This is a genomic window from Mycobacterium sp. SMC-21 (genome assembly GCF_045310825.1).
Lineage (GTDB): Bacteria > Actinomycetota > Actinomycetes > Mycobacteriales > Mycobacteriaceae > Mycobacterium.
Genome location: NZ_JBJIAO010000020.1, coordinates 1 through 22,985, shown reverse-complemented (window position 1 = coordinate 22,985; position 22,985 = coordinate 1). Strand labels below are relative to the sequence as shown.

Below are 22,985 nucleotides of genomic sequence, written 5' to 3'. Positions count from 1 at the left end.
CAATCGTTGGTGTGAACCTGGCGCCGTTCCGCATGCATTCGCGTGATGAATTCCAGACCTGGCTGGCCATGGATCTGGAGGTGCGCGACGAGCTCTACGCGATGGTGGGCGAAGAACTCGACGTGGACGTCCCGTCGCTGGACCGGCTGGAAGCCTTCCTGCTGCAGCGCTATCCGTCAGCCGACGCGATCATGACGCTCGATCAGCGCCCTGTCGCCGACGCGGCGGCCCGTCACGTCGGCCTGGTGCTGTTGCTTAACGTCGACGACGCGGTCTGGGACATCGATCTCGACCATCCCGACAACGTCTATTACCGGCTGCCCATCATCGTCTTCCGCGGCGGCGAACAGGAATGCCCGTTGCTCATGGTGTTGGCGTGCCTGCAACGGCGCACCGGCGAAGAGCTGCGCCTCGTGGTCGAGAACTACCAGGAGGACTACAACGTCGACGGTGACTAGGTGTACTGACCTGAGAGGTTAGGCACGCGGCTGGCGGGTGGGTGGCCTCCGAGTGCGGTGTGGCCGCGGTGGTGATTGTAGGTGTGGAGCCAGCGTGGGTATTCGGCGCAGCGCTCGGCGTCGTTGGTGTAGAGGCGTGCGTAGGCCCATTCGTCGGCCAGGGTGCGGTGGAATCGTTCTACTTTGCCGTTGGTCTGGGGTCGATAGGGCTTGGTGCGGCGGTGCACTTTATCCCCGAGCGCATCGCGGAAGGCGTGCGATCGATAGCAAGAGCCATTGTCGGTCAATACGTTTCGGACCGTGATCCCACATTGGTGGAACCCATTGTTGGCGCGGATCCAGAATGCGGCCGCGGTCTCTTTGCGTTCATCGGCGAGTATCTCGCTGTAGACCAATCGAGAGTGGCCGTCTATGGCTGTGTGCAGAAAGTGATAGCCGCGCAGCGGTTGTCGGGATTTGTTGAAGACGCCGCTGCTCTTGTCTTGGTTGGAGTTGTGGCCGCCTTTGGTGCGGCCAAGCATCCGCCAGCCGCCTCCGGCAGGGATTTTGCCGAGCTTCTTGACATCGACATGAACCAGATCGCCGGCTGCTGCGGACTCGATGCGGCGTACGACTCGGCCAGTAGGGCGGTCCAACCAACGCAGTCGGGCGATGCCGTAGCGGGTCAGCACCCGATGCACAGTCGAGGGGTGAATGCCCAGCAGGTAACCGATTTGGGCTGGGCCCCAGCGACGGGTCACCCGAACCTTGATGATCCGGCGTTCGGTCCGGGTCGGTGTCTGGTTGGGGCTGCGGTGGGGTCGAGAGCTGCGGTCAACCATGCCGGCCGGTCCCAGTTCGCGATATCGGCAGGCCCAACGCCGGGCGGTCGTGACGGCGACCTGGAACCGCTCAGCAGCCCGGCGTAGCGACCAGCCTTCATCGACCACACAACGGGCCAGGCGCAGACGACCGGTTTCTGACAGCGGGGCATTACGGTGGGACACGAAGACCTCCGAGAGAGTTGGTGCGTTCCTAGACAGCTCGCACTTCACTCGGAGGTCTTCTTCATGTCACCACGCCACGCCGTACCTAACGTCCGTGGTCAGTACAACTAGGGCACGCACCGCTCATGCTGGTACGGGAAAGGGTACGGCTGCAGTGCCGGTCCGATCCCACCGGAATTGAGGACGTCACTGACGTAGCGCAGCCGCGTCCCGCCGGTCGAGGCTCCCGTCTCGGTGACCCGGACACCGCAGCGAAAGCCACCGGTGAGACTGAGCCCCCGCACACTGAGCCACGGACCGACCTGGCCGAAGATGCGTACCGCGTCGACCGGGGTGGCGGCGAACTGCGCGACGTCGGTGCTGCCACCGATCCGCACCAGTGACGCGCTGTTGTCGTGGAGGGTGAGCCGGTTGACGCTGCCGACGTAGATCGCGTGCCGGGACCGGTTCCAGTAGAACGGAATGACGCATCGGACGACATTGCGGCTGATGGTCACCTCACCGGCGTTGATGGTGCCGCCGTCGGCGGAGCCGAGTCCGATGTGGATGCCCTCGATCGCGCCTGCGACCAGATTGTCATGGACGCGCACCAGGTCAGCGGTGGCACCCGCCACGACGATGCCCTGGGCCATGGCCCGAGACTGTCGGGAGATGCCGGCGAAGAACCGGCTGTTGGCCACCGACAGTGCCAACGAGTCGGGAGCCTGGATCGCCCGGCGGACGAATTTGTTCAGGCCCTGACTCGGGGTGAGCCTGTTCAGGGCTTTCGCGCCGATCAGGGTACTGAACTGCTCGGCGATGTGATGGAGCTGCGGCGGGCCGGACATCGAGAAGCTCGCTCCGTTGGGCAGCCGAACGATCCGAGCGGCTCGGACGTCGGCACCCGCGGGACCCGCGGCCGCGGGCGGCCGCTCGGCTTCCGCGGCCGGCATTTGGACCTTCGCGCTGATGTACCGGCCGAGTTCGCGGGCCAACAGCGGGAGCAGTACGTCGGTGCGGCGGTCGGGGGCGGGCGCGATCCGAAGCTCATTGCCGTCGACGGTGGTCTCGTCGCTGGAGACGACGAGAATGCCGATCTGCTGGTCGCCCACATGCAGTCGGTTGTCGGTGAAATGGTTCCGGCGATTGTCCCGCTTGTCCGAAGGGGCGGTATAGATCGCGGACTGGGTCCGACGCACGTTGTCCGGACAGACCAGTTCGCAGTCGCGCACGGTGACATCGGTGCACCCGAGGAAGGCCAACGTGCCGAATAATCGCGGCCCGCCGATCCGCCCGGCGGTATTGGCGCCGGTGCCGGCCTCGGCGCGGATGCGCTCGACGGTGACGTCCGTGCAGTCCATGAACTGGAGCACCGATTCGTGTCCGCGGATGGAGATAACGGTGGCAGGGCCGACGCCCGTCACCACGATGCGATGTTTGTCGCTGATGGTCACCGGCTCGTCCAGCACGTAGCGGCCGGCGGCCAGGCACAATTCACCGCCGTCATCGGGCAGCGTGTCGGCAGCGGCTTGCAGGTCGTCGCCAGGAAAGGCGGTCACCGTGCAGGTGCACGCCTGGGTGACGGTGAGCGGGTTGAAGGTCGGCCGGCAGTCGGAGATCACCGTTTTGGTCGACAGATCGACGACCGCCAGTGGCGTGATGTGGTGCACGGTGCCATCGGGCGCCGCGTCAGTCAGCGTTTCCACTGCGTCAGCAGCGCTGCCCCGGATCCGCGCCGCCCACCAGTCGCCGGCCAGATACTGGCCCCGCCGGGCGGTGAACGCGACGCCCACGTCGCCACCGTGCCATGTGGCCGATACCTGGCCGGCTGCGCCGACAACCTGGCCGTCCCACCTGCGCAGGCACAACCCCGAGGGGGCGCCGACGACAGTGGTGGGGGCCGACAGCGTCACCACGTCCCCTGCGGTGCCCGGGTTGACCGCGACGGCGGTGAACAGCGGCCCGTTGTCTTTGCGGTCCAGACGCCTGACCAGCGTGCTGACCTCGACCAGATCATTGGGCACAAAGGTGATCGACGGCGACGGCATCAGCGTCGCCGTTGTGCCCGCGACAACGGCAGAGACGGCGGCCGAACCGTTCTCGTAGGACCATGCGAAGCGCGCCGTGGACTCTGAGCCCGAGTCGAGCACTTCGACGCGCAACAGACCGTCGGGCAATTTGCCGCGCGGATCGTCGGGCGGTGCACACGGATCGGCCGGCACTGCGGGCGCGGTGCGCACGACATCGAGGCGGCCGGTGCTGAGCGCCGCCGGGAGCACCGCTGTTGCGCCGGCACACGTGGACGCGGGTGAGGGTGTGACGCGCACCCGCCACGCGACCCTGGTGCGCGTCGTCGTGTCGACCCCGTCCATCGCCGGGTCGACGAGTTCGCCCGGATCCTCGGCAGGCTGCAGTTCCTGCACGACGGCATCCAGATACACCGCCGCGACGCCGGCTTGAGGCAGGGCGGGGATCGCTTCCTGCGCGGTGTAGGCGATGGGTGCCGGGTTCACGGCGCGCAGCCCGCCGATCCACATCGACCCGGTGCCGATCTGCAGGCCGCCGCCCGCGTCGAATGTGATCTCGAAGGCGGTGCTGCCCTCGGCGACACCGGCTTCACCGATGACGGCGGCGGCCAGGTCGGCGCGTTCCCGTTCGGCGGCGTCGATGTTGAGATTCCAGTCGCCGTCCAGGAGTACCCGGCCCTGCTGCATTTTCGTCGCAAGCCACTGTGGTCCGTTGGGACGCAGGGGCACCGAGGTGTAGTCGCCGCTCACGTTATTCCTCCGGGGACGCGATGGTCAGGTGTGGATGCACCGTCAGAACAGTCATCTCGGGCAGGCGCTGTGCCAGCCGCAGGGCCAGCGGCCCACGCCGGGCATGGTGATACGCGCCGATCTCTCCGCCGTCGCTGGCGCCGAGGAACACCGGATCGGCCCGGTGTCGAGACGGCGAGGTCACCAGCGGCGCGAGATATCCGGCCGCTTCGGCACCGAACGACCCCAGCGGAGGCAGCGGTCCCGCCAGGCATTGATGGGCGGTGGGGTGAGCCTGAGGCTGGTCGTGAGGGCCGAGGTGGCAGTAGCGCAGGCAACCTGCTGCCGTCACGACGGCCCGCAGGCCGTCGATGAACAGACAGTCGGTGGCATCGATCACGTCGACGGCGACGACACCGGCGAAAGTACAGCCACGGGTCCGCAGCTGCGGTGGGAACCGGTTCGCGGCGGCCAGTGCCGGCGTGGGGGCCGGACCTGCGCCCGGTGTGCCGCAGGGCGAGAGCGGAACACCCGCCCCGTCGATGGTGCAGTCGGTGAGGTTGATGGGGAAGGCGGACAGGTCCGCGCGGATGGCGCCGAGGTGGGACCGGCCGGCGTGCAGCCGCACGGTCCACGCGTCGGGGCTGACGGACAGCACGCGCCGCGCCGCGACATTCATGGTCACCGACGTCAGCGTGAGCCCGGCGAGGTTGGCGTCGACGTTCAGATTGCCCTCGAGGTAGCACCCGGCGAGCTCGATCTGCGCGCCGTCAAGGCCGAATCCGAGGTCGCCGACGATCACCGGCGTGAGGCCGGCCGGAGCCACGATGCGCCAGCGGGTGGCTGCTGGGCTTCCGGTGACCATCCCGGGCGAGACAATGCGGTCGTTGGTCGCCAATCGGATTTCCACATCCGGCGCCTCAGCCGCGTCGGGCGGGCGCGCGACGGGCTGGGGCAGCGCCAGCGCGGCGGTCATGGCCGCGGTCAGATCGGGCACGACGACCTCACCGCCCGCAGCCGGCGTCCCGCTCGGGTCGACGACGATGACGGTACCGGCGCCCTCGTCGGGTTCGGCAGTGCTCGCCAGTGCGCCGATCGAGCCGGGGAGCGGTCGGTAGAACGTCGCTCGGATGGTGCCGGTCAACCCGGATCCCACCGACAGGGTGCCGCGCGCCGGGTCGACCAGCACCTGCATCGGGTCGGGTGTGGGTGCTCCCGCGTCGGGTAGGCCGGTCAGCCCGATCGAAGACCAGGGCAGTGGGGTTCCGTCGACGGTAAGGGTCAGCAGCGGTGGATCGTCCGGCGTGTTCGCGGCCAACGGGTGGTTCGCGGCTAGGCGCCATACCGCGCCGTAGGTGATGGCGTCGGGGCCCAACGCTGCGATCAGGCGCCACGTCGCGCGCAGCGGCAGCTCGCCGGGTGCGCGCGGAGGCCGTGCCGTGGGAGGCATACCGGGTGGGTTCTCGTCCTCGGCGTCACTGGCGATCAGCAGTGGCTGGGGCCGCAAGTAGAGCGGCGCGGGGATGCCGAGGGGGTGCAGGGCGAACCGTCGCGGTGCCGACAACGGACACACCTGAACACCGTCGTATCGCCTGACCTGCCACGGGAACACCGTTGCCGTCGCGGCGGCCGGATGGAAGGAGCCGCCCGGGGTGACGCTGCGCCGTGCCTGATCGAGCTCGCTGCCGACCAGGAGGTGTTCGCCGGCGCGCAGCGAAATCGACGCGGTGTGCCGCACCGGGTGGCTGAGCTGCTGGCACCACAACGTGGTTTGCCAGCCTTCGGTCACCCGGGTCGGCCAGCCGGTCACCACCTCGGCGAAGTCCTCCAGCGCGCCGGGCGTCCCGCGGCGGCGCCGCAGCGCCGTTGCCGAGCCGATCTCGGTGCGCCCCGCGTCGGGCGGCAGACCGAGCAACTGGCCGAGGTACGGCAGTGCCCAGTCGGCGGCGCTGTCGGGGAACGTGTCATCGAGGACGCGATCGACGTCCGCGGCCAGCTCGAGCCACTGCTCTTCGAGAGCTGCCAGCAAGGCCAGCGACACAGGAGGTTGATCGCCGTCCGGTGATTCCAGCAGCGCCGGCGGCAGCATGGCCAGGAAGCGGCGGGACGGCACACCGCCGCCGGCGGTCACGCCGAGCTCCCCGAGAGTTGCGCGGTGGCCACGTACAGCAATTCGTAGGGCAAGGCCGGCAGGCGTCCCAGCGACAGGTCGCCCGAGCTTGCCGCGGTGGCGCTGCCGGTCATTTCCAGTGCGGCGATGCCGATGACGCCGGTGACGGGCTGTGCCACCTCGATGACGTCGCTGCCGTCAAGCGGGACGGCAAGGTCGCGCGGCATCGGGGCCAGTGGCCCGACCGGGTCGAGCAGTGCCGCGCCGACCGCGGCGCAGACCGCGGCCGGGTCCCTTCGGGGGTCGACGGCGACGCTGGCGGTCACGGTGATCGGACTGGGACGGGCCGCGCAGACGCACAGCGGAACTCGCGTGTCGCGGCGTGCGTCGAGGTAGCTGCTCAGCGAGTGCAGCTCAGCGGGAACCGGGGCCCGGACGCCGGTGGCGGCGCTGCGGAGCACGGCGACGTGGAGGCCGGAACGCCCGCATGGGCAGCCGGGTGGGCCTGCGCCACGCCAGGCGGTGCTGTGGCTGGTGCCGGGGACAGTGAGCGACAGATCGGCCAGATCCTGCAGCGCGACAACTCGGTCCAGAGCACGGATACGCGCGGCGGCGGCCCGGCGCATCCGCAACGGATCCTCCTGGTCGGCGGCGCCGCTGGTCGGCCCGACGCCGGCGATCTTGCGCACGCCATTGATGCTGGTGGACAGCGTCGTGATGTCGGTGCCGTCGAGTTCACCCGACAACCCGCCGCCGACTCGCCAGCGGGCGGTGATGGTCCCGCGGGGCAGAGCGCCGTTGACGCCGTCGCCGAATGTGACCGCGAGCCGACCGTCGGCCGCCAGGCGGGTGGTGTAGACGGGCTCGCCCGGGCCGCGACGATACAAACTCGGCACCTCGTCGAAGCGCTCACCGGAGACGCTGACGACCAGGCTGTCGGTCACCGTGCCGTCGATGCTCACGTCGCCGGTGACCGGACCGCTGATCACCGCGGTGGCGCCCACCGGCGTCAGCTGGCTCGTGTGGGTGGCACCGTGCTGGATGGGAGCGAGGTTGCCGGTGGCCCGACCACTGCCCTTACCGCGGTCAGCTTTGCCGTGGCGGGCGTTGGCGAGGCTGATCAGCTGGCCACCGGGGTCTGACGGAGTGTCGGACGCGCTGGCCGTGCATCCCGACAGTTCCCAGCCGGTACTTCCGTCGGCGGCGGTGGTTTGGATCGCCAGCCGTGCCGGCAACTGATCCAGGCGCGGGTGAATTCGTGCGGTGGACGTCGTACCTGCGAGCGGCGGCAGCTCGTAGTGTTGGGCGACCTGGCGGGAATCGGTCAGTAGCACCGAAAGCCCGGACTTGACGAGGGCATTCGGCAGCGGATCGGCGAGTTCGATCTTGGCGACCCTCCGGATGGTGCCGGGCGCGACATGCCAGTCGGTGGCGGTGATGGATTTGATGGTCGTGACGTGGCACTGGCCCGACGAGCCGGCGTACAGCAGGATGTACTGCCCGACGCTGGCCTCGCGGGCGTCGTCGACGAATATCCAGTTCTGGTTGTAGGGCGCGGTGGGTTCGCCGCTGGGATAGGGCGCGTCGGCGGTCTTGGGGGCGCCGGAGCTGTCGACGTAGCTGATCTTGTCGAGCCGGGTGGGCAGCCGCAGCTCAGTGCGCACGCGGTAGGCGGCGTAGCTGATCCCGCTGGTCAGGGGCAGCAGCTTGTCCAGGCGCCGGTCGAAGGTGAGCAGCACCGCGCCGAGGTCGTCGGCACGTTTGGTCACCCGCGCCAGACCGCGGACGGCCTGGCCGGTGAGCCCGACATAGCTGCTGCCGTTCAGCATCAGCCACCACGCCAGCCACAGATCCCAAATAGTGGGGAACACCGGCGCGCCGCCTTCGCTGACGAACACCACCCGGTCGGACGCGATGAAGCCGGGATCGGCGAGGAACCGCAGTTGCTTTCCCGCTGGGGCGCTGGGTACCGGCACGCCGGTGATGGTCAGTTGCGCCCATTCGGCGCGCAGCTGCGTATCGGCGGCGACCTCGTACATCTGCGCGGCGTGCGTCGACGTGCCCGGCGCCTGCACCGGGGTACCGGCCGGCATCAGTGGGGCGGCGCCCGGCGCCGTCTCGGTGCGGATCCAGCCGTGGGCGGCTGTGCGCTGGCCTGGTCGGTAGCCGACCAGTTCGACGACGCGGCGAAGGTCCGTCCAGTCCTGGGCGGTCCCCAGATACGCCTCGCCTGCGGTCATTTCGGCGTACGCGCACACCGAGTCCGCGACCCGGGCCCACAGGCCGGCGACCTGCAGCAGGGTACGGTCGCCGGCGACGTCGAGAATGTCGCCGAACGTGCCCGCAGGGCGGCTCGGGTCCGGCATATCGGCCAGTCGGGCCAGCAGGTCGTCGCGCAACGCCAGCCGGTCGCCGAGGCGGCGGCGCAGCCGGGACAAGCCGGGCAGCGGATCGGGCGGGGTGGGCAGCAGTTCGGGGGTGACCACGGACTCCGGGGTGGGCATGGTCATGTCAGCGGCCTCCCTCGATGCTCAGCACGATGCGGCCTCGGTCGGGGCGATTCATGTCGTCGTCGCAGACGGCCACCTCGGTGCGGCTCATCACCAGCACGGTGCTGACCGTCCCAGATGGGTCGGTCAGGCGCCGCGCCTCGTTCACCGATACGGCGTCGACCTGGGGCAGGGCGGCGACGGTGGCAGTGACGGTCGACAGGTACACGCTGGCGCCCATCAAGTGCGCTCCGGGAGCGAAAAGTCCTGGGGCCGAGGGAGTTCCGGGGCGGAGGCTGGCGAGGATCGCGGCCCGCGCGGAGTCGGGGTCGCTGCCGGGATAGAGGCAGACCGTCAACGCGATCAGGATGCCGACCGGGGTAGCGGGTGTGGTGATGACTTCCGTTCCACACATCCGCACACCGTCGAGAGTCGACTGCACGGTCGATGCCAGTGCGGCGGCCGCCACCGGGTCGGCGGTATCACCGAGATCGGTTTCGTGGGACTCGTACGCGACGGAGCCGACCGGCCAGGAGCCTGACCACGACCGGGTGGCGGTGGCTCGTTCGATGCCGGGTATCTCGATGGCGAATGTGGGCAGGTCGCTGACCAGCACAGCGCGGCGGGGGACCACCGCGTACGCCTGCGGGGCATCGCGGCGGACGTCGTCCAGCGACGTCGCCGCGACTCCACCGCGGCCGGGGGTGATGTTGCGGGCCGTCACGACGGCAGTGGTGGAGTCTTCGACGTCGAGCCAGACGCACGGTGCGCCGACCGGGGTGGTGCTGCGGATCAGCCGATGGGTGGCGTTGGCAGCGGCATTGCCGGCCGGACCCGCGCCGACCTGGTAGCGGGCTGTCACCACGCTGCCCGAAGGCGGGGTCAGCCCGAGTGCGCCGGTGCGGAAGCGGAGCCGGGCGGGCAGCTCGTCGTCCGCGTCGACGACGACCGAGAATCCTCCCGCGGGGGCACGCAGCAGGCTGGTCACCCGGGTGGCCGGCACCGTCATCTTGTTGGGCAGCGTCACGCTGACCTCGAGCAGCCACGGCCGGCCCCCCGGTCTGTGGGACAGCCCGGGCGAGGCTTCGGGCCCGGCGCTGACCATGAGGTAGTCGCTGACCTGCTCGGTCGCCGGGTCGGCGATCCGGCCGGTGAGGCGGTCGACCGGCACCAGCGTGGCCGGGCCGTCGACCGGCAGACCGTGGTGAGCGCTGAAGAGGCCGAGTCGCGCGACTCCGACCCGCATGCCGCCGCGCATCTCGACGCTGGCCGGCACCGCCGTGCGCAGCGCCTCGGCGCCGTCCCAGAAGACGCGCACCAGCGGCAGTGCCGGCCGCAGGGGATCGGTGAACGCGACGGCCGACGTGACGCGCACGACCTGTGCGGGCCGGCTGGCCAGCGGCGGGCGTGGCCACTGCGGCGCTGCTGTCGGCGTGGCAGCGCGGGCCCAGTCGCGCTGCGCTTGGAGGTTGTCGATGGCGACGACCTCGAAGCCGAGCAGCGCGCCGGCCGGCAGCCAGTCGGCGAGCGGTATGCCGGCGGACTGCGCCGGCCGGACAAGTACCGCGCTGGTCGCGCCTGCGGAGAGCACGGCGTCGTCTTCGGCCCAGTCGTACAGCGCGACCTCGGCGTGGCTGTGGTAGACCCTGGCCGGGGTTTCCAGCGTGAAGCACGTCGCTGCCGCGGTGACCGGCTCGTCGGCTGCGGCGTCGGTGGCCACGTCGCCGGCGAGCACGTCGACGTGCGGATCGCTGCCGGCCGAGTCGGCAACGACCACCTGGACCGTGGTGGCAGCGCTGATCGCCGGGTACACCGGGTAATCGACAGTGCGGGCCAGGCGCGTCACGTTGGCGCGCCGGCGCGCCGTAGCCAGCCACATCTCGGTGGCGACACGGTCCAGCCGGTAGTGCAAGAGGTCCCCGAGGTGCGCAAACAGCTCGACGAGGGTCACCGTGAAGTCGGCCACCGAGGTATCGGCCGTGGGATCTTCGAATGTCAGGCGTTCCATCAGCATCGCGCGCAACGCGGGGTAGTCGCGAGCCAGGGTGTCGTAATCGGGAGCGATGTTTCTGGCCGGTGGCGGCGGTACCTCGGTGCAGTCACCGCGGTCACCGCATTCGGGGCGCAGACCCAGGGGCAGGTACACGCGCAGCGGGTCGACCGGCACGCCGAGCGCTGTGGTTGCCGCGGGGTCCAATCGCAGCTGGTACACCCCGCGCCCGGGCCGCACGGTGTCGAGCGACAGGGTCAGGTGCGCCGGGATCGGGGTGCCGTCGGCATCGGTCGTCGCGGGAACCGTCGCGACCGCGGTGATGCCGGGTCGAGGTGCTCCCGGCGCCGGGCGCAACGACCACAGGGCCGGGTCGATCAACGCGGCCGGCGGGTCACCGTAGAGCCACACGTCGATCACCCGGCCGGCGGCGGTGAGCCGCGCGGTACCGGCGCGCAGCCCGACGACGTTGTCGACGCTGTCGAACAGTTCCTTGGGGCGTTCCACTGCCGTGGCAGTGGGCTGCTGGGGCAGTGTGTACTGGTCGGGGGCGGGCGTCGTCATGGCCCGACCTTGGGGAGTTCGGCGGTCACCGTCCGCGGTTCACCGGCGGGCAGCGGCCGGTAGGTGATGTGTGCGGCCAGGGTGCTGTCATTGATGTCGACCTGTACGTCCTGGACCTGGATGCGGTCGCCGAGAGCGTCCATCAGACTGCCGCGAACGCGGGCGATGACGGTGGGTTCGAGGCTCAGCGACAGTGGTTCGAACAGGGCCGAGGCGCCCAGGCCCGCGCCGAAGCCGGGGTGATGCAGACGCTCGTTCGGGCCGGTCAGCACGACGGCGCGGACGAGGTCGTCCAGGTGCTGCAGATAGTCGGCCGGGACCAGCCGGCGTCCGACGATGCGCCACGGCGCGCGCGTGATCATCATGTTCCTGTCGCTGCGGTCTGGGCGGGCGCGAGGACGACGGGCCCCTGCGGGGCATTGGCTCCGTTCATGCACATGCCGACGCTGGCGGTGGTGAGTACGGCGGTGCCGCCGGCGGTGCATGCGGTCGAGGTGCTGCTCCAGCTCACCGAGAGACAGGGACTGGGGTTGGAACCGACCGTGAAGGGGCAGCCGGTGATGAGCACTGTGTCGGCTTCGGTGCACACCTCGGCGCCGGCGGTGACGGCGATCTGTGAGGGCACGATGGTGCCCTGTCCGCCGTGCGGGCAGGTGATGGTCGCGTTGGTGGTCAGCAGCGGCGCGCTCATCGGCGGGCTCCCGGGCGCGTCACTGTGTCACCTTGAAGGATTCGCCGTTGAGGCTGATGATGCTGCCCTGCAGCGTCAGGGTGGCACCCTGCCCGTTGTCGAGGGTGATGCCGTTGTCGTCGAGCGTCAGACTGGCTCCGCCGGACGCGGACAGGGTGATCGAGGTGCTGTCGTCGGACACTTCGACCCGGTGGCCACCAGGCGTGACGAGCACGATGGTGCCCGGGCCCGCGCCCGCGACGCCGTTGCCGTTGGTCCAGTACGCACCGGACCACACGGGAGGCTTTCCCAGGTCCCCGGCCGGCCATTCGACCCATACCGGGGCCCCGACCGGCGGCACCATCGCCAGGCCGACACCGTCCCCGGCGTACGGCAGCGCGGGCAAGCACCAGCCGGTGGAGCCCGAAAGCACATCGGGCACCTGGACATTGAGGCGGCCGATTCCCGCGGGGTCGTCGTTGTCCAGGACGACCCCGGCGAACTTCCCGAGATAGCGGTCACTCATGTCGAACCGTCTTCCCGGCCGAGGCGATCACAATGACACCGCCGCGGACAGGGCAGCACCCAGGCCGCCGCCAGTTGACGCCGTCGGGTCGCCGAGCGCGTTGCGCGTCAGCGACACGTTTTGGGTGTGCCCGCCGGGTGTGACGGTGTGGCGCACGGACTTGACCAGCCACGGACCCGACACGAGGTCACCGAGACCCCGAACCTGCACGGTGCGCCGAGCCCGCACCAGCGGCATGTTGGGCGTCGACAGGGACACCGACAGGGACGCGGCGAACGCGCTGTGCTCGGCCAGGACGCGCGCGGCAACGTCGGGCGGTTGGGTGCCCGCCAGATCGGCCGGGTCGCGCAGCACCGTCACCGCCCCGCCCAGCGATTGGGTGCCCATCGCGTTGCCGGTGCCGTCGTTGTCGGCGATCTGCTGGCTGCCCGAGCCGTCGACGCCGTGGGTGAATTTGACCTTCTGCCCGGCGACGAGTTGTACCGACACGTTGGCGGTGCCGCCGTGTTCGCCGTAACCGAGGTTGAGAGTGGTGGCCGGCGTCGCCAGCGGATCGATGTGGTCGAAGACGCCGACGAGTTGACCGTCGCGCTGTTCGAGGTAGACATCGAAGTCGTTCCGGGCGGCCAGTGCCTTGAGGTAGGACCAATCGGTCCCACGCTGGTGTGGCGTGAATCGGTCGGTGCCGTCGGGTGCGGGGGTGGTGCCGACCTGTGGGGTCGCGACGGGGCCGAGCAGGGTGCGGGCGATGTCGGCGTCACTGACTCCGCCCCAGTCGTGGTCGTGGTCTTCTCGGTCCAGGTCGGCACTGGAATCCAGGCCGGCGATGGTCAGGGTGGAGGAGCCGCCCGCGGAGAGGTTCCACGAGGCGGTGGTGGCACGGGCGGGCACGACCAGCGAGTCAGGGCCACGGCTCAGCGAAATCTGGAACGGGGCGAACGGTGCCACCAGGGAGTCGAGGGGGCTGGTCCAATGGCTGGTGCTGTCGGCCAGGGCACTGACCACGATGGTCACTTGGGTTTGGCTGCCGATGGCTTCGGACACGTCGACCGATAGCACCCGGGCCAGGTCGGCGTCGGGAATGGGCGCTCCGTTGACGGTGACGCTCACGCTGGTGTCAGCCATTGGGCATGCCGATCGACGTGCCGGGTTCGGTGTCGGTGAGCGCGTCCTGCCAGGGGTTGGTGTCGGCGATGCGCCACCAGCCGGTGCTGTCGCCCAGGACGGTTGCGGCCAGCAGGTCCAGCCGGTCGCCGGCGCGTGCGGTGTAGCGCAGGGCTTCGGGCAGGGCGGGCGCGATCCGCGGAACTCCGAGCGCACGGGTGCTGCCGTCGTCCTGGGGTGCGGAGATGGTCGCCTGGCCGGCGTAGCGCGAGGTGGTCACAGCATCAGCTCCACGCCTTGGGCAACGCCGGCGATGGCCAGGGCGCTGCGTGCGGCTTGATAGGCGTTGGCCAGGAAGTTGGCCATCTTGACGTCGCTCGGCAGATCGGCGGGGCGCAGCACGGTCAGACTGAGGTCCACGTTGGCCTGCACCGGCAACAGCAGTGAGTTGAAGCCCGTTTCGTGTGCGCTGAAGCTGTCGATGCGCACCGGCACGATGCGGGCCGGGCTCCAGGCGAGCACCACCAGCGGTAGCGACGGCGCCGGGATCGGTGCCGCGGACGCGCCTCCTCCGGTCAGCGAGCTCACCGCGCCGCTGACCGCGCCGACCAGCGCACCGAGGACGCCGGCGGCCCCGGCCGGCTCCATCATCGCTTCCAGCGTCGCCAGCAGGGGCTGTAGTCCCATCGCCCCTGTGATCGGCTTGTCCACCGCGTCGATACCGTCGAGTTCGATCTTCATGGTGTATTTCTCGACCGGCGCCTGGGCGACTCGCAGCGCCGGCCCGCCCTGAGCACCGCCACTTACGGTGAGCACGCGCGTCACCTCTGCCGGGTTGTATTGGAACGGCACGAAGGTGGGCACCAGCCCGATGTCAGGGTCGGAGAACGAGATGAGCATGCCCCGCATCACGGGCGGGACTCCGCTCTGGTCGCGGCGCGCACCGCGGCGGCGACGCTGGACGCGATGGTCGCCTCAGGACCGTGCGGCAGCGCGCGGCCGGACAGGGCGGCTTCCATCGTGGGCCGGAGCAACCCGGGATCGGGCGTGCTGTCCACGGAGACGTCGAGGCGGTCCAGATGGGTCATCGTTGCCTCCAGGTGCGGCCGTTCTTGGCCATCTCGTGTCGGATGGCGTGCAGGAGATGCGCATTGGTGACGGGCGTCGCGTCGTCGGCCGCGAAGACCAGGGCTGCGAGTGCGGCGGCGCGGATGCAGGCTCCGGACAGTTCGGCGTCGGCGACGGCGCTCAGGTCGACGTCGTCGGCACAGGTCGGCGCGGGCAACAACGTCTTCCAGATCTCCAGGCGGGCCTGGACGTCGGGTAGGTCGAAGCGCACGGAGACGCGGATACGGCGCTGAAATCCGTCGTCGAGCGCGGCGGGTCGGTTCGTCGCGAGCAGCACCAGGCCGTCGTGGAGTTCGACGCGCTGCAGGAGGTGATCGATTTCGAGGTTGGCGTAGCGGTCGCGGGCGTCGGTGATCTCACCGCGGCGGCCGAACACCCCTTCGGCTTCGTCGAACAGCAGGACGGCGCCACCGCGCGCCGATTCGGTGAGCAACCGGTCGATGTTGTGGGAGGTCTCGCCGAGCCATTTGCTGACCACGCGAGCCAGGTCGACGATCCACAGGTCGCGATCGAGTTCAGCGGCGAGGGCTTCGGCGGCGGCCGTCTTCCCGGTGCCGGACGGCCCGTGGAACAGGCCGATGACCGCGCGGCCGCGGACGGCTCCGCCGGGCCACGCGCTGGTGACGGCAGCGCTGTGCCGGGCGTGCGCCAGGATGTCGTGCAGGCCGGTCCGGGTCTCGTCGGTGAACACGAGATCGCGCAGCCGTACCGACGGCGGCAGGAGGCGTGCCAGCCCTTCGATGCGGTGTTGCGGGTGTGCCCGTACGGCGTTGTGCAGGTCGGCGATGGTGACGTGTCGCCCGGCCACCTCGGCCGCTGCGCGGGCGCTGTGGTGAAGGGAATCGATGGTGGCTTCGGGCAGGCGCATACGGGCCGCGAGTTCGCCGGCCGCCGACGTGTCCAGCCCGCAGTGCCCGAGTACGCGTCGCCACGCGCGGTGCACACCGTCGTTGTCGATGGGTGCTACGTCGACGGTCTGCCAGCCGGGGGAGACGGCGGCGCCCGCGTCCGCGAGCCGCAGCGCGGTCGCGGGGTGGCTGCCGGCGCCGACCGCCAGCACATGGCCGAGCCGCGCCAGGAGTTCGGTCTCGGCCACCGGCCGCTCCGCTGCCGGTGCGGTGTCGACGAACTCGACGTGCCGGCCGGTGGCGGCGGCCACAGCGGTGGCCACAACGGCGCCGTCTTCGCTGTCACCGCAGCGGACGCAGACCCGGTGTCCCGCTTGTAGCAGCGCGGCGGCGCGCGCGACGGGATTCCGAAGCCGGGGGGTCACCGGCTCGACAGGTTGGACGGCAGGCCGGTACCCGTCCAGGGCCAGCGCCGCCGTTGCGGTCAGCCTGATCGGTGATTCGGCGTCGGGTACCGGGCGCAGTACCCCGGCGGCCACGATGCCCGAATCGGTGGGCAGCGCGAGCGGGATCCGCAGGCCGTGATGCACCAGCAACAGCCGCAGGATCGCCAGGCTCGGGTAGCGTCGGCCGGCGTCGTCGTGCAGGTGTCCGAAGGCAGTGGCCAGACCGGGGTCGGCGACGGACCACCAGGCGGCGGCGACCAGCGCCTCTTCGATCGCCGAGGTGCACAGGGCGCCGAGGACATCGGATTCGTCCGCGACCCGCTCCGGCGCGGGGCACCACCCACGGCGGTCGCCCCGGTTCGCGTCTGCGGCGAGTCCGGTGAGGGCGTCCTGGAACAGTGCCCGGTAGTGCAACAGTGCCGTCGGGTACGCCTCCGGTGCGTCGGCGCCGTCCTGGGCCACGCGGGCCGTCGTCATGGCGCCACCGCCAAGTCGGTCGGGGGACCGGTCACGGTGCCGGAGGTGACGGACACGCCGATGCTCTGCCCGGCGTAGTCGCCGACACCGGCCGGCACGGTTGCAGTGACAGTGGCTGCGCCTGCGGGTGTGTACGGCACCGACATGCCGAGGAAGTTCACGGTTCCGGTCGGCAGCACGTGAGCCACCTGGAGGGTGGCGGGTTGGCCGGCGTGCAAGGGTGCGGCGGCACTGATCACGGCCGGTGCAACGGTCAATGCGGCGGCTGCGGTCCCCGCCGGCAGCCCCGACGCCAGGTTGGTGACGGTGAGGACGCGCATACCTGGGACGAGTTGGTTGTTGGGCAGGGTCACCGAGAGGCCGGCCGCCGATGGCACGGCGGTGAGCCGCCACGGTCCGGTGCTGTGCGTGGTCGCCGGGTTGGGGCGGCCGTCGGTCGGATCGTCGGGATCGCCGGCACTGCGCGACAGCTGTACCAGGACCTGATCGCCGAGACCGCGGACCACGATCAGCACCGGGTGCGTGTAGCCGGTGATCGGCGGCACGACGGCGCTGACGTGGGGACCCACGGAGGGGCTGACCGCGACGACGGGTTCGCGCACCGGTGGACCGGGGGTGAAAGGCACCGGCGACGGAACCAGCAGCAAGCTCACCTCGTAGGCCACCGACACCCGCAGCGATTTGAGACCACTGGCCCACAGTCCGGTGACGGTCTCCAACGGAACCGGGTCCAGCGTGATCCGCAGTGGTTCGATGAGGTTGCGCAGCGCAGCGGCGGTGTCGCCGACGGTGTGGTTCGGCGGGGTGGTGATCACGGTGTCCGGGCCCAGGATCGGGTTCTCGTGCAAAACCTGCATGACCGCGGTGAGCGCGTCGTGGACCGCTTCGATCTCATTGCCGGCCGGCCTCATCTCGCCGGGATCCGCGGACAGTAGATAGTGCAGCGTCAGGGCCAGCGGGGGACGTCCGCGCCGGGTGGTCCATCCGGTCTGGGGCGGCTCCATGTTGAGGTGCGACGCTGCTGGCGCGATGCGGTAGAGAAACCAGTTCAGCCGTGGTCCGCCAACGGGTCGGTCGAGGGGCCCAGCGGTGACCGCGACCGCGCTCGGAATGGCGTCCCGAGTGATGGCTTGTAGGACCAGGTCCACTCCGGAGAGCACTGCTCCGGGGGCCGGCAGTACGCTCATAGCGGCACCGCCCGTCGTGCAGTCAGGCCGTTGGCGTAGGGCTCCAGGAGAGTCATCGGGTCGGCTGCGGAATCGGACGGCGCGGTGACGTGAACGTGGATCTCGCCAATCGACACAGGCGGCGATACGTCCGGGGCGGTCGACGGCCCCGTGGTGGGGGCATCGGGTATGCGCTGCGGCTGTTCGGGCTGAGCGGCCGTGGACAGGGATGCTGCGTCGGTGGACGCGTGGGCGCGCGTGGCGGCGATCGGCTCAGGCGGGGCCTCGGGGGCGACGGGGCCGCGGATGCTGCGGCGGGTGAAGTGCGTAGCGGCAGGAATGTCGGTCGGCGCCGGTGGCGTGTCGGCGCGGATGGGCGGTGGTGCTGCGGCGGGCAGCGATGCCGGTCGATCCGAGGGCGTCGGCCTGTGGGGCGCGACGCGGGGTGGGGCATCGTGCGCGCGAATTACTCGAAGGGTGGTTGCCGCAGGCTGCGACGGCGGTGGTAGCAGCGGTGGCTGGGGTGGGCTGAGGGTCGGTGGTAGCGGGGATTGTCGCGCTGCGGGCGAAGACCGGTCGTGTCGACCGGCGTCGGCGGCCGGGGGCGGTGCCGCTGGTGGTGCCGTGGGCGGCTCGGTGGGGCGCGGTATGGCGGGCGGCCGCGGCGGCGGGACAGTGTGGTCGGCCGGCGAGTTGATGGCAGTCGGCGCGGTGACCTGCTCGGCGACGGGCGCGACCGGCGGCTGTTGGGCCGCCGCGTCGGATCCCGGGCGAACTGGTGGACGCTGTGCGCGGGCGATCAGCCCCCGCACGGCGGCACTTCGGGTTTCACCGGACGTGACGGTCATCGGCCCTCGCTGCGGGCCAGTGCTGCCAGCCGTCTGCGCCGTGCTTCGGGAAGTGCTTCGATGCTGGCCAAGTCCCAGCCGTACTGCGAAGCCAGCAGGTGCACCTCGACGTCGGCCTCGGCTGCCGCGGCTGCTACTGCGAAGGTCACCAGGCACTGCACATCGACGAATTCCGTTATCCGCGTGCCGCATTCGATACACGAGAACTCGACCGCGCCGCACAGTGATTGTTCAGCCCAATCGAGTGCCGCGCTGTCACGAGGCTCCTCGGCGGGACCCACCGCGCACCGCTCCACCAGGATCCGGCTGGCGGCGTCGGGGTCGGTCGGTAGGCCGACGAGGTCGGTTGCGGCGGGCTCCCGGACACCGGCGCCGGGGCCGCACCATCCCGATCTCGGTGCATAGTCGGGCACATCGGACGGCCCCAGTGGCAGCTCGTTGAGCACTCCGCAGTCCGCGCAGGAGACGACGAGTTCGAGATCGGTGCCGAGGACCGCACGGTGGGCCTGCAGTAGCAGTCGGTCGACGATGCCCAACGGGAGTGCCGGGGAATCGTCGACGCCGCAGGCACTGAGTATCGCCAGTGCCTGCACGAGTTCTCCGTCGGCAACATCCAAGTCTCGCAACAGTTTCAACCGCGATAGTGGGAAGCCGCCGTGGCCGGCCGGCAGCGTGATGTCTGCGGCCGGCGCGGTGTCTGTGTAACCGGCGCCGCTGCTCACGGGATCACACGCTCAGCTCTTTGGGCTCCGTTACCGACGTATCGCGCTCCCAGCCTTCGGTCTCGAGTTTGATCGATTGGATTGCGGTGGCGGCGGTAGCCGCATCCATCGCGGGCAGGGCGGTGTATTCGGACACCCAGCAGCGGAACAGGTGGTAGCTGATGACCTGTTGGCCCGCTTCGTTGAAGACGTCGACAGTGATGTCCTTGCGGAAGTCCGGCAAAGAGATGCCAGGTGCGGTGATGCTGCTCACCTTGTTGGCCCAGGCTTCGAATGCGGGGTCATGGGTCACGCCGCGTTCGAGGGTGACCGACGAGTACGTGGTCAGGCCAGGGCTGCGCCGGTCGTGCGAAGGGTCACCGCCGACCCGGTGGGAGACCGGTGCCGTCGCCCGCGTGAGTGCTGACATCTTGGACAGCCCGGCGACGTACACGCCGTCCCATTTCACCCGGAACATGTGCGTCTTGTAGGGGTCGTGTCGCTTCGGGTTGACAGTGAATTCGGCCATGTCAGTCTCCGGTGTTGATGATCTGGGTGATGGTGACGACGACGAACTCGGCGGGTTTCAGGGGGGCGAAACCGACGACGACATTCACGCGGCCGGCGTCGATCTCTGGCTGGGGGTTGACGGTGCCGTCGCACGTGACGAAGTAGCTGTCGGATTCGGCCTGGGACTCGGACTGTTGGAAGGCGCCCTGCCTGAACAGGCCACGCATGAACGCCCCGACAGCGAGCCGCAACTGGCCCCAGAGCACCGGGTCGTTGGGCTCGAATACCGCGAATTGGGTGCCGAGATAAAGGCTGGCTTCGATGTAATTCGTGAGGCGGCGGATCGGCACGTATTTGAATGGGTCACCGCGGAGGTCCGAGCCGGCGAGCGTTCGTGAGCCCCAGACGACCAGGCCGGCCCCGGGGAAACTTCGTAATACGTTGACGCCGAACGGGTTCAGATCACCAGAGGTCTTGTCGCTGGTTGGATGGGCGGTCGAGATCGCGCCCGCGACCCCGGCGGCCAGACCGGCAGGTGCTTTCCACACCCCGCGTTGGCTGTCGGTGCGCGCCATGATTCCGGCGAGTGCACCCGAGGGTGGCAGCCCCGCGGGCGTCGAGGCCGCGGTGATCAGCCGCGGCCAGTACAGTGCGCCGTACTGCCCTGCGGCGGCGAACAGTCCCGCAGTGCTCACCGCATTGGCCGCAGTGACGCTCGGGTCGGGGTCGACGAGCAGGAATGCGTACTGGGTCTGGCAGTAGGCCAGCGCGGTGCTGACGGCGTCGACGTTGACGGTCGTCACTCCGGGTAGGCACAGCAGGTTGAACCGTGGAAAGTTGAGGGTGTCGAGGGCCAGCATGCCCTCGCCTTCGGTGGCCGAGACGATGGAATTGGCGTCGACGTTGGAGCCGTCGCTGCCGTTGGCGAGCCCGGCGGCCGCGGCGACCGCGGGACGGTCGGCGGCACTGCCGGAGACTTCGGTCCCGCCGGCCGCGACGCCCATCGTCAGCCGGCTGCTGGCGTCCTGAGCGCCGCTCAGTCCGACGACCACGGCACTGTCCGCCCCGTTGGTGTTGCTGGTGAGCACGAGTTTTCCGCCGTCGTCGGACGCCGTCAGGGGCAGGCCTGCGGCGTTGATGAACCCGACGAGGTCGGTGGTGTTGTGGGAATCGGTCGCGGTGCCGGTCGGGAAGAGCACGAGATCCTGTGGCGCACCCTGGTTGATGGACACGCGGAGTGTTCGCTGGGCCAGGCCCACGACGCCTGCCGAGAGATCGTTCTTGCTCGTGGAATGTCCTGCGGACGCGGTGGTTTCGGCGCCAGAGACCTCCGCGGAGACAAGCGCGCTGCCGGCCAGGGCGGTGGTGACGAAGCGCGGATGGCTTGGCGACATCGACAGCTCGCTCCAGGTCTCGCGGGCGAGCAGCGAGGCGGCCCCGACGCCGGGCGCCCAATTACTGATCGTGAGGTTGAACCGGTCATTGGGGTTGACACTTGCGGCCGTGACTTGGACAAAGATGCCGGTCTGGGCGGCGCCCGAGCCGGTCCCGTTCGCCCATGCGCCCCGGCTCTTCGCGGTGAGGGTGACTTGGACCCCGTTGGCTGCGGCCAATGCGCGGGACGCAGGTAGCGCATCGGATGCGAGTGCGCGTACGACGACCGCCTGGCTGCCGCCATTGGCGAAGAACTGCGAAACCGCGTGCCCCATCGGATGGTCTGTGGCGTCGATGGAGTCGCCGAATGTTCGTACGAAGTCGGCGAAGCTGCCGATGGCGGTCGGGGTATCCGCCGGTCCCTTTCGGGCGGCCCCGACGAATGCGGTCACCGAGGTTGACACCCCCGAGATCACATGCGAGCTCGACATCTGTTCGACGATGTAGACCCCGGGATACGTAGTTTGGACGGGCATCTGCTGCCTCCATCGCGGAGTGATGACATGGACATTCGATCCATGGTGAATACCGATAATGGTAAAGACGTGATGGCGCGGTGAAAACCATTCTGATCGCAATTGATTGCGCATTTACGAAGAAACTATAGGACGGCTAGAAATAGAGTGCGACTTGCCCCGCTGCGGGTCGGAATTGATTCCCGCGGCGCTGGGTTCGGTATTTGATCTTGAAATCAAATTTGGGGCCTCTGATGAGGCGGCAATGGCGCGTCAAGACAGCCGGCAAATTGTAGCGGCAGCAGCGTCGTGGATCGACGTTATTGCAATGTTGGCGATGAGCCTTGACAACGACTAGTGCGGCGCGGTGACGGCCTCGACGGATGGGGGCGAAGGAGCGCTAGACCCGTTGGGGTGCTATGCAACCGCTACGGAAATGCCGAGGCCTCGCCACCGTGCTGGTGGCGAGGCCTCGACCTGATAGGAATACGTCGGGATTCGAACCCCGGGTCAAGAACAACTAGGAACCAGACCCCTGCGACCGTGCAGAATGACGCATCCTAGAACACTCTATCTTTGATGGGTTGGACGATTCAAGGGTCGGCGTGCCTTAGTCGTCACAAGTGTGTCGACGGTCCAATTGCCTCACGGTGGTCGCCGAGAATCGGCGTCGGATATAGGGCCATATTATCGGGTCTGTATAAATGATTGTGCGGAGCGGCTTTGGACGGCGAATTTCATAAATGGGATTTTTGCCAGATGCGCATTTTGGTGCACAAATTCCGGCGCTTATCTGTTGGTGAAACGGCATTCCGGCGGGGGGATTCTGGAATTTTTGCTGCTGGAATGCCGTTTCTGCGCGGAGGCGGCCGTTGAACGGGCACAATGCGCAGGTCCATAGGAGGGGTGATGAGCGACGGCGCAGATTCGCCCGCAATGCGGCAGCGCGTCGAAGACCGCTACCGGCAGCTGGCCGAGCTGCGTCAGCTGCGGCCCATTGTCGCCGTCGTGAACCGCTTCACCGAGATCGACGGCGGCACGCTGGGCACCGTGGTGTCGGTGCAGTTGTTCACCACGGTCATCCCGCTGGCGATCATCGGCTTCAGCTATCTCACCGGGTTCGCCGACAGCGCGAGCCCCGGCGTCGTGGTGAGTCGGCAGCTCGGTCTGGCGTCGCCGCTGACCGATCATGTCCGAGCCGCCTTCGGCCGCGCGTCGGGTCTGCGGTCCAACTGGACGTTCTTCGGCGTCGCGAGCTTCCTGGGGACTTGACCCCGTGTGTTGGACACGCTGAATCCCGCAAGGTTGGCGGGGGAAGCGAGATGATCCACCACGATGGC

At 69.3% G+C, this 22,985-nt stretch carries 20 protein-coding genes; 2 read left to right on the top strand and 18 right to left on the bottom strand.

Translation table 11 applies throughout. The features are described 5' to 3' along the window. The first annotated feature begins 11 nt into the window (after nucleotides 1-11). Nucleotides 12-458, top strand: a complete 447-nt coding sequence (locus tag ACJH6H_RS18810) for a hypothetical protein (RefSeq protein WP_406775566.1) — start codon at nucleotides 12-14, stop codon at nucleotides 456-458. Here the strand turns inward: ACJH6H_RS18810 and ACJH6H_RS18805 are convergent. The 18 genes from ACJH6H_RS18805 to ACJH6H_RS18720 form a co-directional block, all read right to left on the bottom strand. Beyond that, on the bottom strand, nucleotides 455-1,444 hold the full coding sequence (locus ACJH6H_RS18805; protein ID WP_406775576.1) for an IS481 family transposase: 990 nt from the start codon (nucleotides 1,442-1,444) through the stop codon (nucleotides 455-457). The two genes, ACJH6H_RS18810 and ACJH6H_RS18805, sit on opposite strands and share 4 nt — an antisense overlap. Before the next feature lie 107 nt (nucleotides 1,445-1,551). Continuing rightward, entirely contained in the window at nucleotides 1,552-4,200 is a 2,649-nt protein-coding gene (locus ACJH6H_RS18800) for a hypothetical protein (RefSeq protein ID WP_406775565.1), read from the bottom strand. Nucleotide 4,201: 1 nt separating this feature from the next. After that, nucleotides 4,202-6,310, bottom strand: coding sequence for a hypothetical protein (locus ACJH6H_RS18795; protein ID WP_406775564.1), 2,109 nt, complete (start codon nucleotides 6,308-6,310; stop codon nucleotides 4,202-4,204). Continuing rightward, complete coding sequence (locus ACJH6H_RS18790) at nucleotides 6,307-8,799, bottom strand: hypothetical protein (RefSeq protein WP_406775563.1); 2,493 nt, start codon at nucleotides 8,797-8,799, stop codon at nucleotides 6,307-6,309. The genes ACJH6H_RS18795 and ACJH6H_RS18790 overlap by 4 nt, the downstream gene beginning before the upstream one ends. Before the next feature lies 1 nt (nucleotide 8,800). Continuing rightward, on the bottom strand, nucleotides 8,801-11,332 hold the full coding sequence (locus tag ACJH6H_RS18785) for a hypothetical protein (RefSeq protein ID WP_346414318.1): 2,532 nt from the start codon (nucleotides 11,330-11,332) through the stop codon (nucleotides 8,801-8,803). Next, the gene (locus tag ACJH6H_RS18780) at nucleotides 11,329-11,697 is read right to left on the bottom strand and encodes a hypothetical protein (protein WP_346414319.1); all 369 of its coding nucleotides are present in this window, start codon (nucleotides 11,695-11,697) and stop codon (nucleotides 11,329-11,331) included. Before ACJH6H_RS18780 ends, ACJH6H_RS18785 begins: the two co-directional genes overlap by 4 nt. Further along, nucleotides 11,694-12,023, bottom strand: a complete 330-nt coding sequence (locus ACJH6H_RS18775) for a hypothetical protein (protein WP_406775562.1) — start codon at nucleotides 12,021-12,023, stop codon at nucleotides 11,694-11,696. The genes ACJH6H_RS18780 and ACJH6H_RS18775 overlap by 4 nt, the downstream gene beginning before the upstream one ends. A 19-nt stretch (nucleotides 12,024-12,042) precedes the next feature. Then, nucleotides 12,043-12,528 carry a phage baseplate assembly protein V gene (locus ACJH6H_RS18770; protein ID WP_346414321.1) on the bottom strand — a complete coding sequence of 162 codons (486 nt, stop codon included), beginning with the start codon at nucleotides 12,526-12,528 and terminating at the stop codon, nucleotides 12,043-12,045. Nucleotides 12,529-12,555: 27 nt separating this feature from the next. Continuing rightward, nucleotides 12,556-13,653 (bottom strand): hypothetical protein, encoded by a 1,098-nt coding sequence (locus ACJH6H_RS18765; RefSeq protein ID WP_346414322.1) that lies wholly within the window; start codon nucleotides 13,651-13,653, stop codon nucleotides 12,556-12,558. After that, nucleotides 13,646-13,912, bottom strand: coding sequence for a hypothetical protein (locus ACJH6H_RS18760; protein ID WP_346414323.1), 267 nt, complete (start codon nucleotides 13,910-13,912; stop codon nucleotides 13,646-13,648). The genes ACJH6H_RS18765 and ACJH6H_RS18760 overlap by 8 nt, the downstream gene beginning before the upstream one ends. Further along, complete coding sequence (locus ACJH6H_RS18755) at nucleotides 13,909-14,544, bottom strand: hypothetical protein (RefSeq protein ID WP_346414324.1); 636 nt, start codon at nucleotides 14,542-14,544, stop codon at nucleotides 13,909-13,911. The genes ACJH6H_RS18760 and ACJH6H_RS18755 overlap by 4 nt, the downstream gene beginning before the upstream one ends. After that, nucleotides 14,541-14,720 carry a hypothetical protein gene (locus tag ACJH6H_RS18750; protein ID WP_346414325.1) on the bottom strand — a complete coding sequence of 60 codons (180 nt, stop codon included), beginning with the start codon at nucleotides 14,718-14,720 and terminating at the stop codon, nucleotides 14,541-14,543. The genes ACJH6H_RS18755 and ACJH6H_RS18750 overlap by 4 nt, the downstream gene beginning before the upstream one ends. Beyond that, on the bottom strand, nucleotides 14,717-16,531 hold the full coding sequence (locus ACJH6H_RS18745; protein WP_346414326.1) for an ATP-binding protein: 1,815 nt from the start codon (nucleotides 16,529-16,531) through the stop codon (nucleotides 14,717-14,719). The genes ACJH6H_RS18750 and ACJH6H_RS18745 overlap by 4 nt, the downstream gene beginning before the upstream one ends. Continuing rightward, the gene (locus ACJH6H_RS18740) at nucleotides 16,528-17,718 is read right to left on the bottom strand and encodes a DUF4255 domain-containing protein (RefSeq protein ID WP_346414327.1); all 1,191 of its coding nucleotides are present in this window, start codon (nucleotides 17,716-17,718) and stop codon (nucleotides 16,528-16,530) included. The genes ACJH6H_RS18745 and ACJH6H_RS18740 overlap by 4 nt, the downstream gene beginning before the upstream one ends. Continuing rightward, a complete protein-coding gene (locus tag ACJH6H_RS18735) occupies nucleotides 17,715-18,545 on the bottom strand; it encodes a hypothetical protein (RefSeq protein WP_346414328.1) in 831 nt (276 codons plus the stop codon). Before ACJH6H_RS18735 ends, ACJH6H_RS18740 begins: the two co-directional genes overlap by 4 nt. Then, nucleotides 18,542-19,267, bottom strand: coding sequence for a hypothetical protein (locus tag ACJH6H_RS18730; RefSeq protein WP_346414329.1), 726 nt, complete (start codon nucleotides 19,265-19,267; stop codon nucleotides 18,542-18,544). The genes ACJH6H_RS18735 and ACJH6H_RS18730 overlap by 4 nt, the downstream gene beginning before the upstream one ends. 4 nt (nucleotides 19,268-19,271) lie before the next feature. Further along, nucleotides 19,272-19,775 carry a phage tail protein gene (locus ACJH6H_RS18725; protein ID WP_346414330.1) on the bottom strand — a complete coding sequence of 168 codons (504 nt, stop codon included), beginning with the start codon at nucleotides 19,773-19,775 and terminating at the stop codon, nucleotides 19,272-19,274. Between the two features lies 1 nt (nucleotide 19,776). Beyond that, the gene (locus ACJH6H_RS18720; RefSeq protein WP_346414331.1) at nucleotides 19,777-21,666 is read right to left on the bottom strand and encodes a phage tail sheath subtilisin-like domain-containing protein; all 1,890 of its coding nucleotides are present in this window, start codon (nucleotides 21,664-21,666) and stop codon (nucleotides 19,777-19,779) included. 888 nt (nucleotides 21,667-22,554) lie between these two features. Between ACJH6H_RS18720 and ACJH6H_RS18715 the strand changes: the two genes are divergently transcribed. Beyond that, complete coding sequence (locus ACJH6H_RS18715) at nucleotides 22,555-22,917, top strand: hypothetical protein (protein ID WP_406775561.1); 363 nt, start codon at nucleotides 22,555-22,557, stop codon at nucleotides 22,915-22,917. The last annotated feature ends 68 nt before the right edge of the window (nucleotides 22,918-22,985 follow it).

Coding starts and splice junctions, on each gene's coding strand:
- ACJH6H_RS18775 (WP_406775562.1), bottom strand. CDS start 12,023: ATGAGCGCGCCGCTGCTGACCACCAACGCGACCATCACCTGCCCGCAC.
- ACJH6H_RS18765 (WP_346414322.1), bottom strand. CDS start 13,653: ATGGCTGACACCAGCGTGAGCGTCACCGTCAACGGAGCGCCCATTCCC.
- ACJH6H_RS18735 (WP_346414328.1), bottom strand. CDS start 18,545: ATGACCGTCACGTCCGGTGAAACCCGAAGTGCCGCCGTGCGGGGGCTG.
- ACJH6H_RS18725 (WP_346414330.1), bottom strand. CDS start 19,775: ATGGCCGAATTCACTGTCAACCCGAAGCGACACGACCCCTACAAGACG.
- ACJH6H_RS18770 (WP_346414321.1), bottom strand. CDS start 12,528: ATGAGTGACCGCTATCTCGGGAAGTTCGCCGGGGTCGTCCTGGACAAC.
- ACJH6H_RS18740 (WP_346414327.1), bottom strand. CDS start 17,718: ATGAGCGTACTGCCGGCCCCCGGAGCAGTGCTCTCCGGAGTGGACCTG.
- ACJH6H_RS18790 (WP_406775563.1), bottom strand. CDS start 8,799: ATGACCATGCCCACCCCGGAGTCCGTGGTCACCCCCGAACTGCTGCCC.
- ACJH6H_RS18780 (WP_346414319.1), bottom strand. CDS start 11,697: ATGATGATCACGCGCGCGCCGTGGCGCATCGTCGGACGCCGGCTGGTC.
- ACJH6H_RS18750 (WP_346414325.1), bottom strand. CDS start 14,720: ATGACCCATCTGGACCGCCTCGACGTCTCCGTGGACAGCACGCCCGAT.
- ACJH6H_RS18785 (WP_346414318.1), bottom strand. CDS start 11,332: ATGACGACGCCCGCCCCCGACCAGTACACACTGCCCCAGCAGCCCACT.
- ACJH6H_RS18745 (WP_346414326.1), bottom strand. CDS start 16,531: ATGACGACGGCCCGCGTGGCCCAGGACGGCGCCGACGCACCGGAGGCG.
- ACJH6H_RS18720 (WP_346414331.1), bottom strand. CDS start 21,666: ATGCCCGTCCAAACTACGTATCCCGGGGTCTACATCGTCGAACAGATG.
- ACJH6H_RS18715 (WP_406775561.1), top strand. CDS start 22,555: ATGAGCGACGGCGCAGATTCGCCCGCAATGCGGCAGCGCGTCGAAGAC.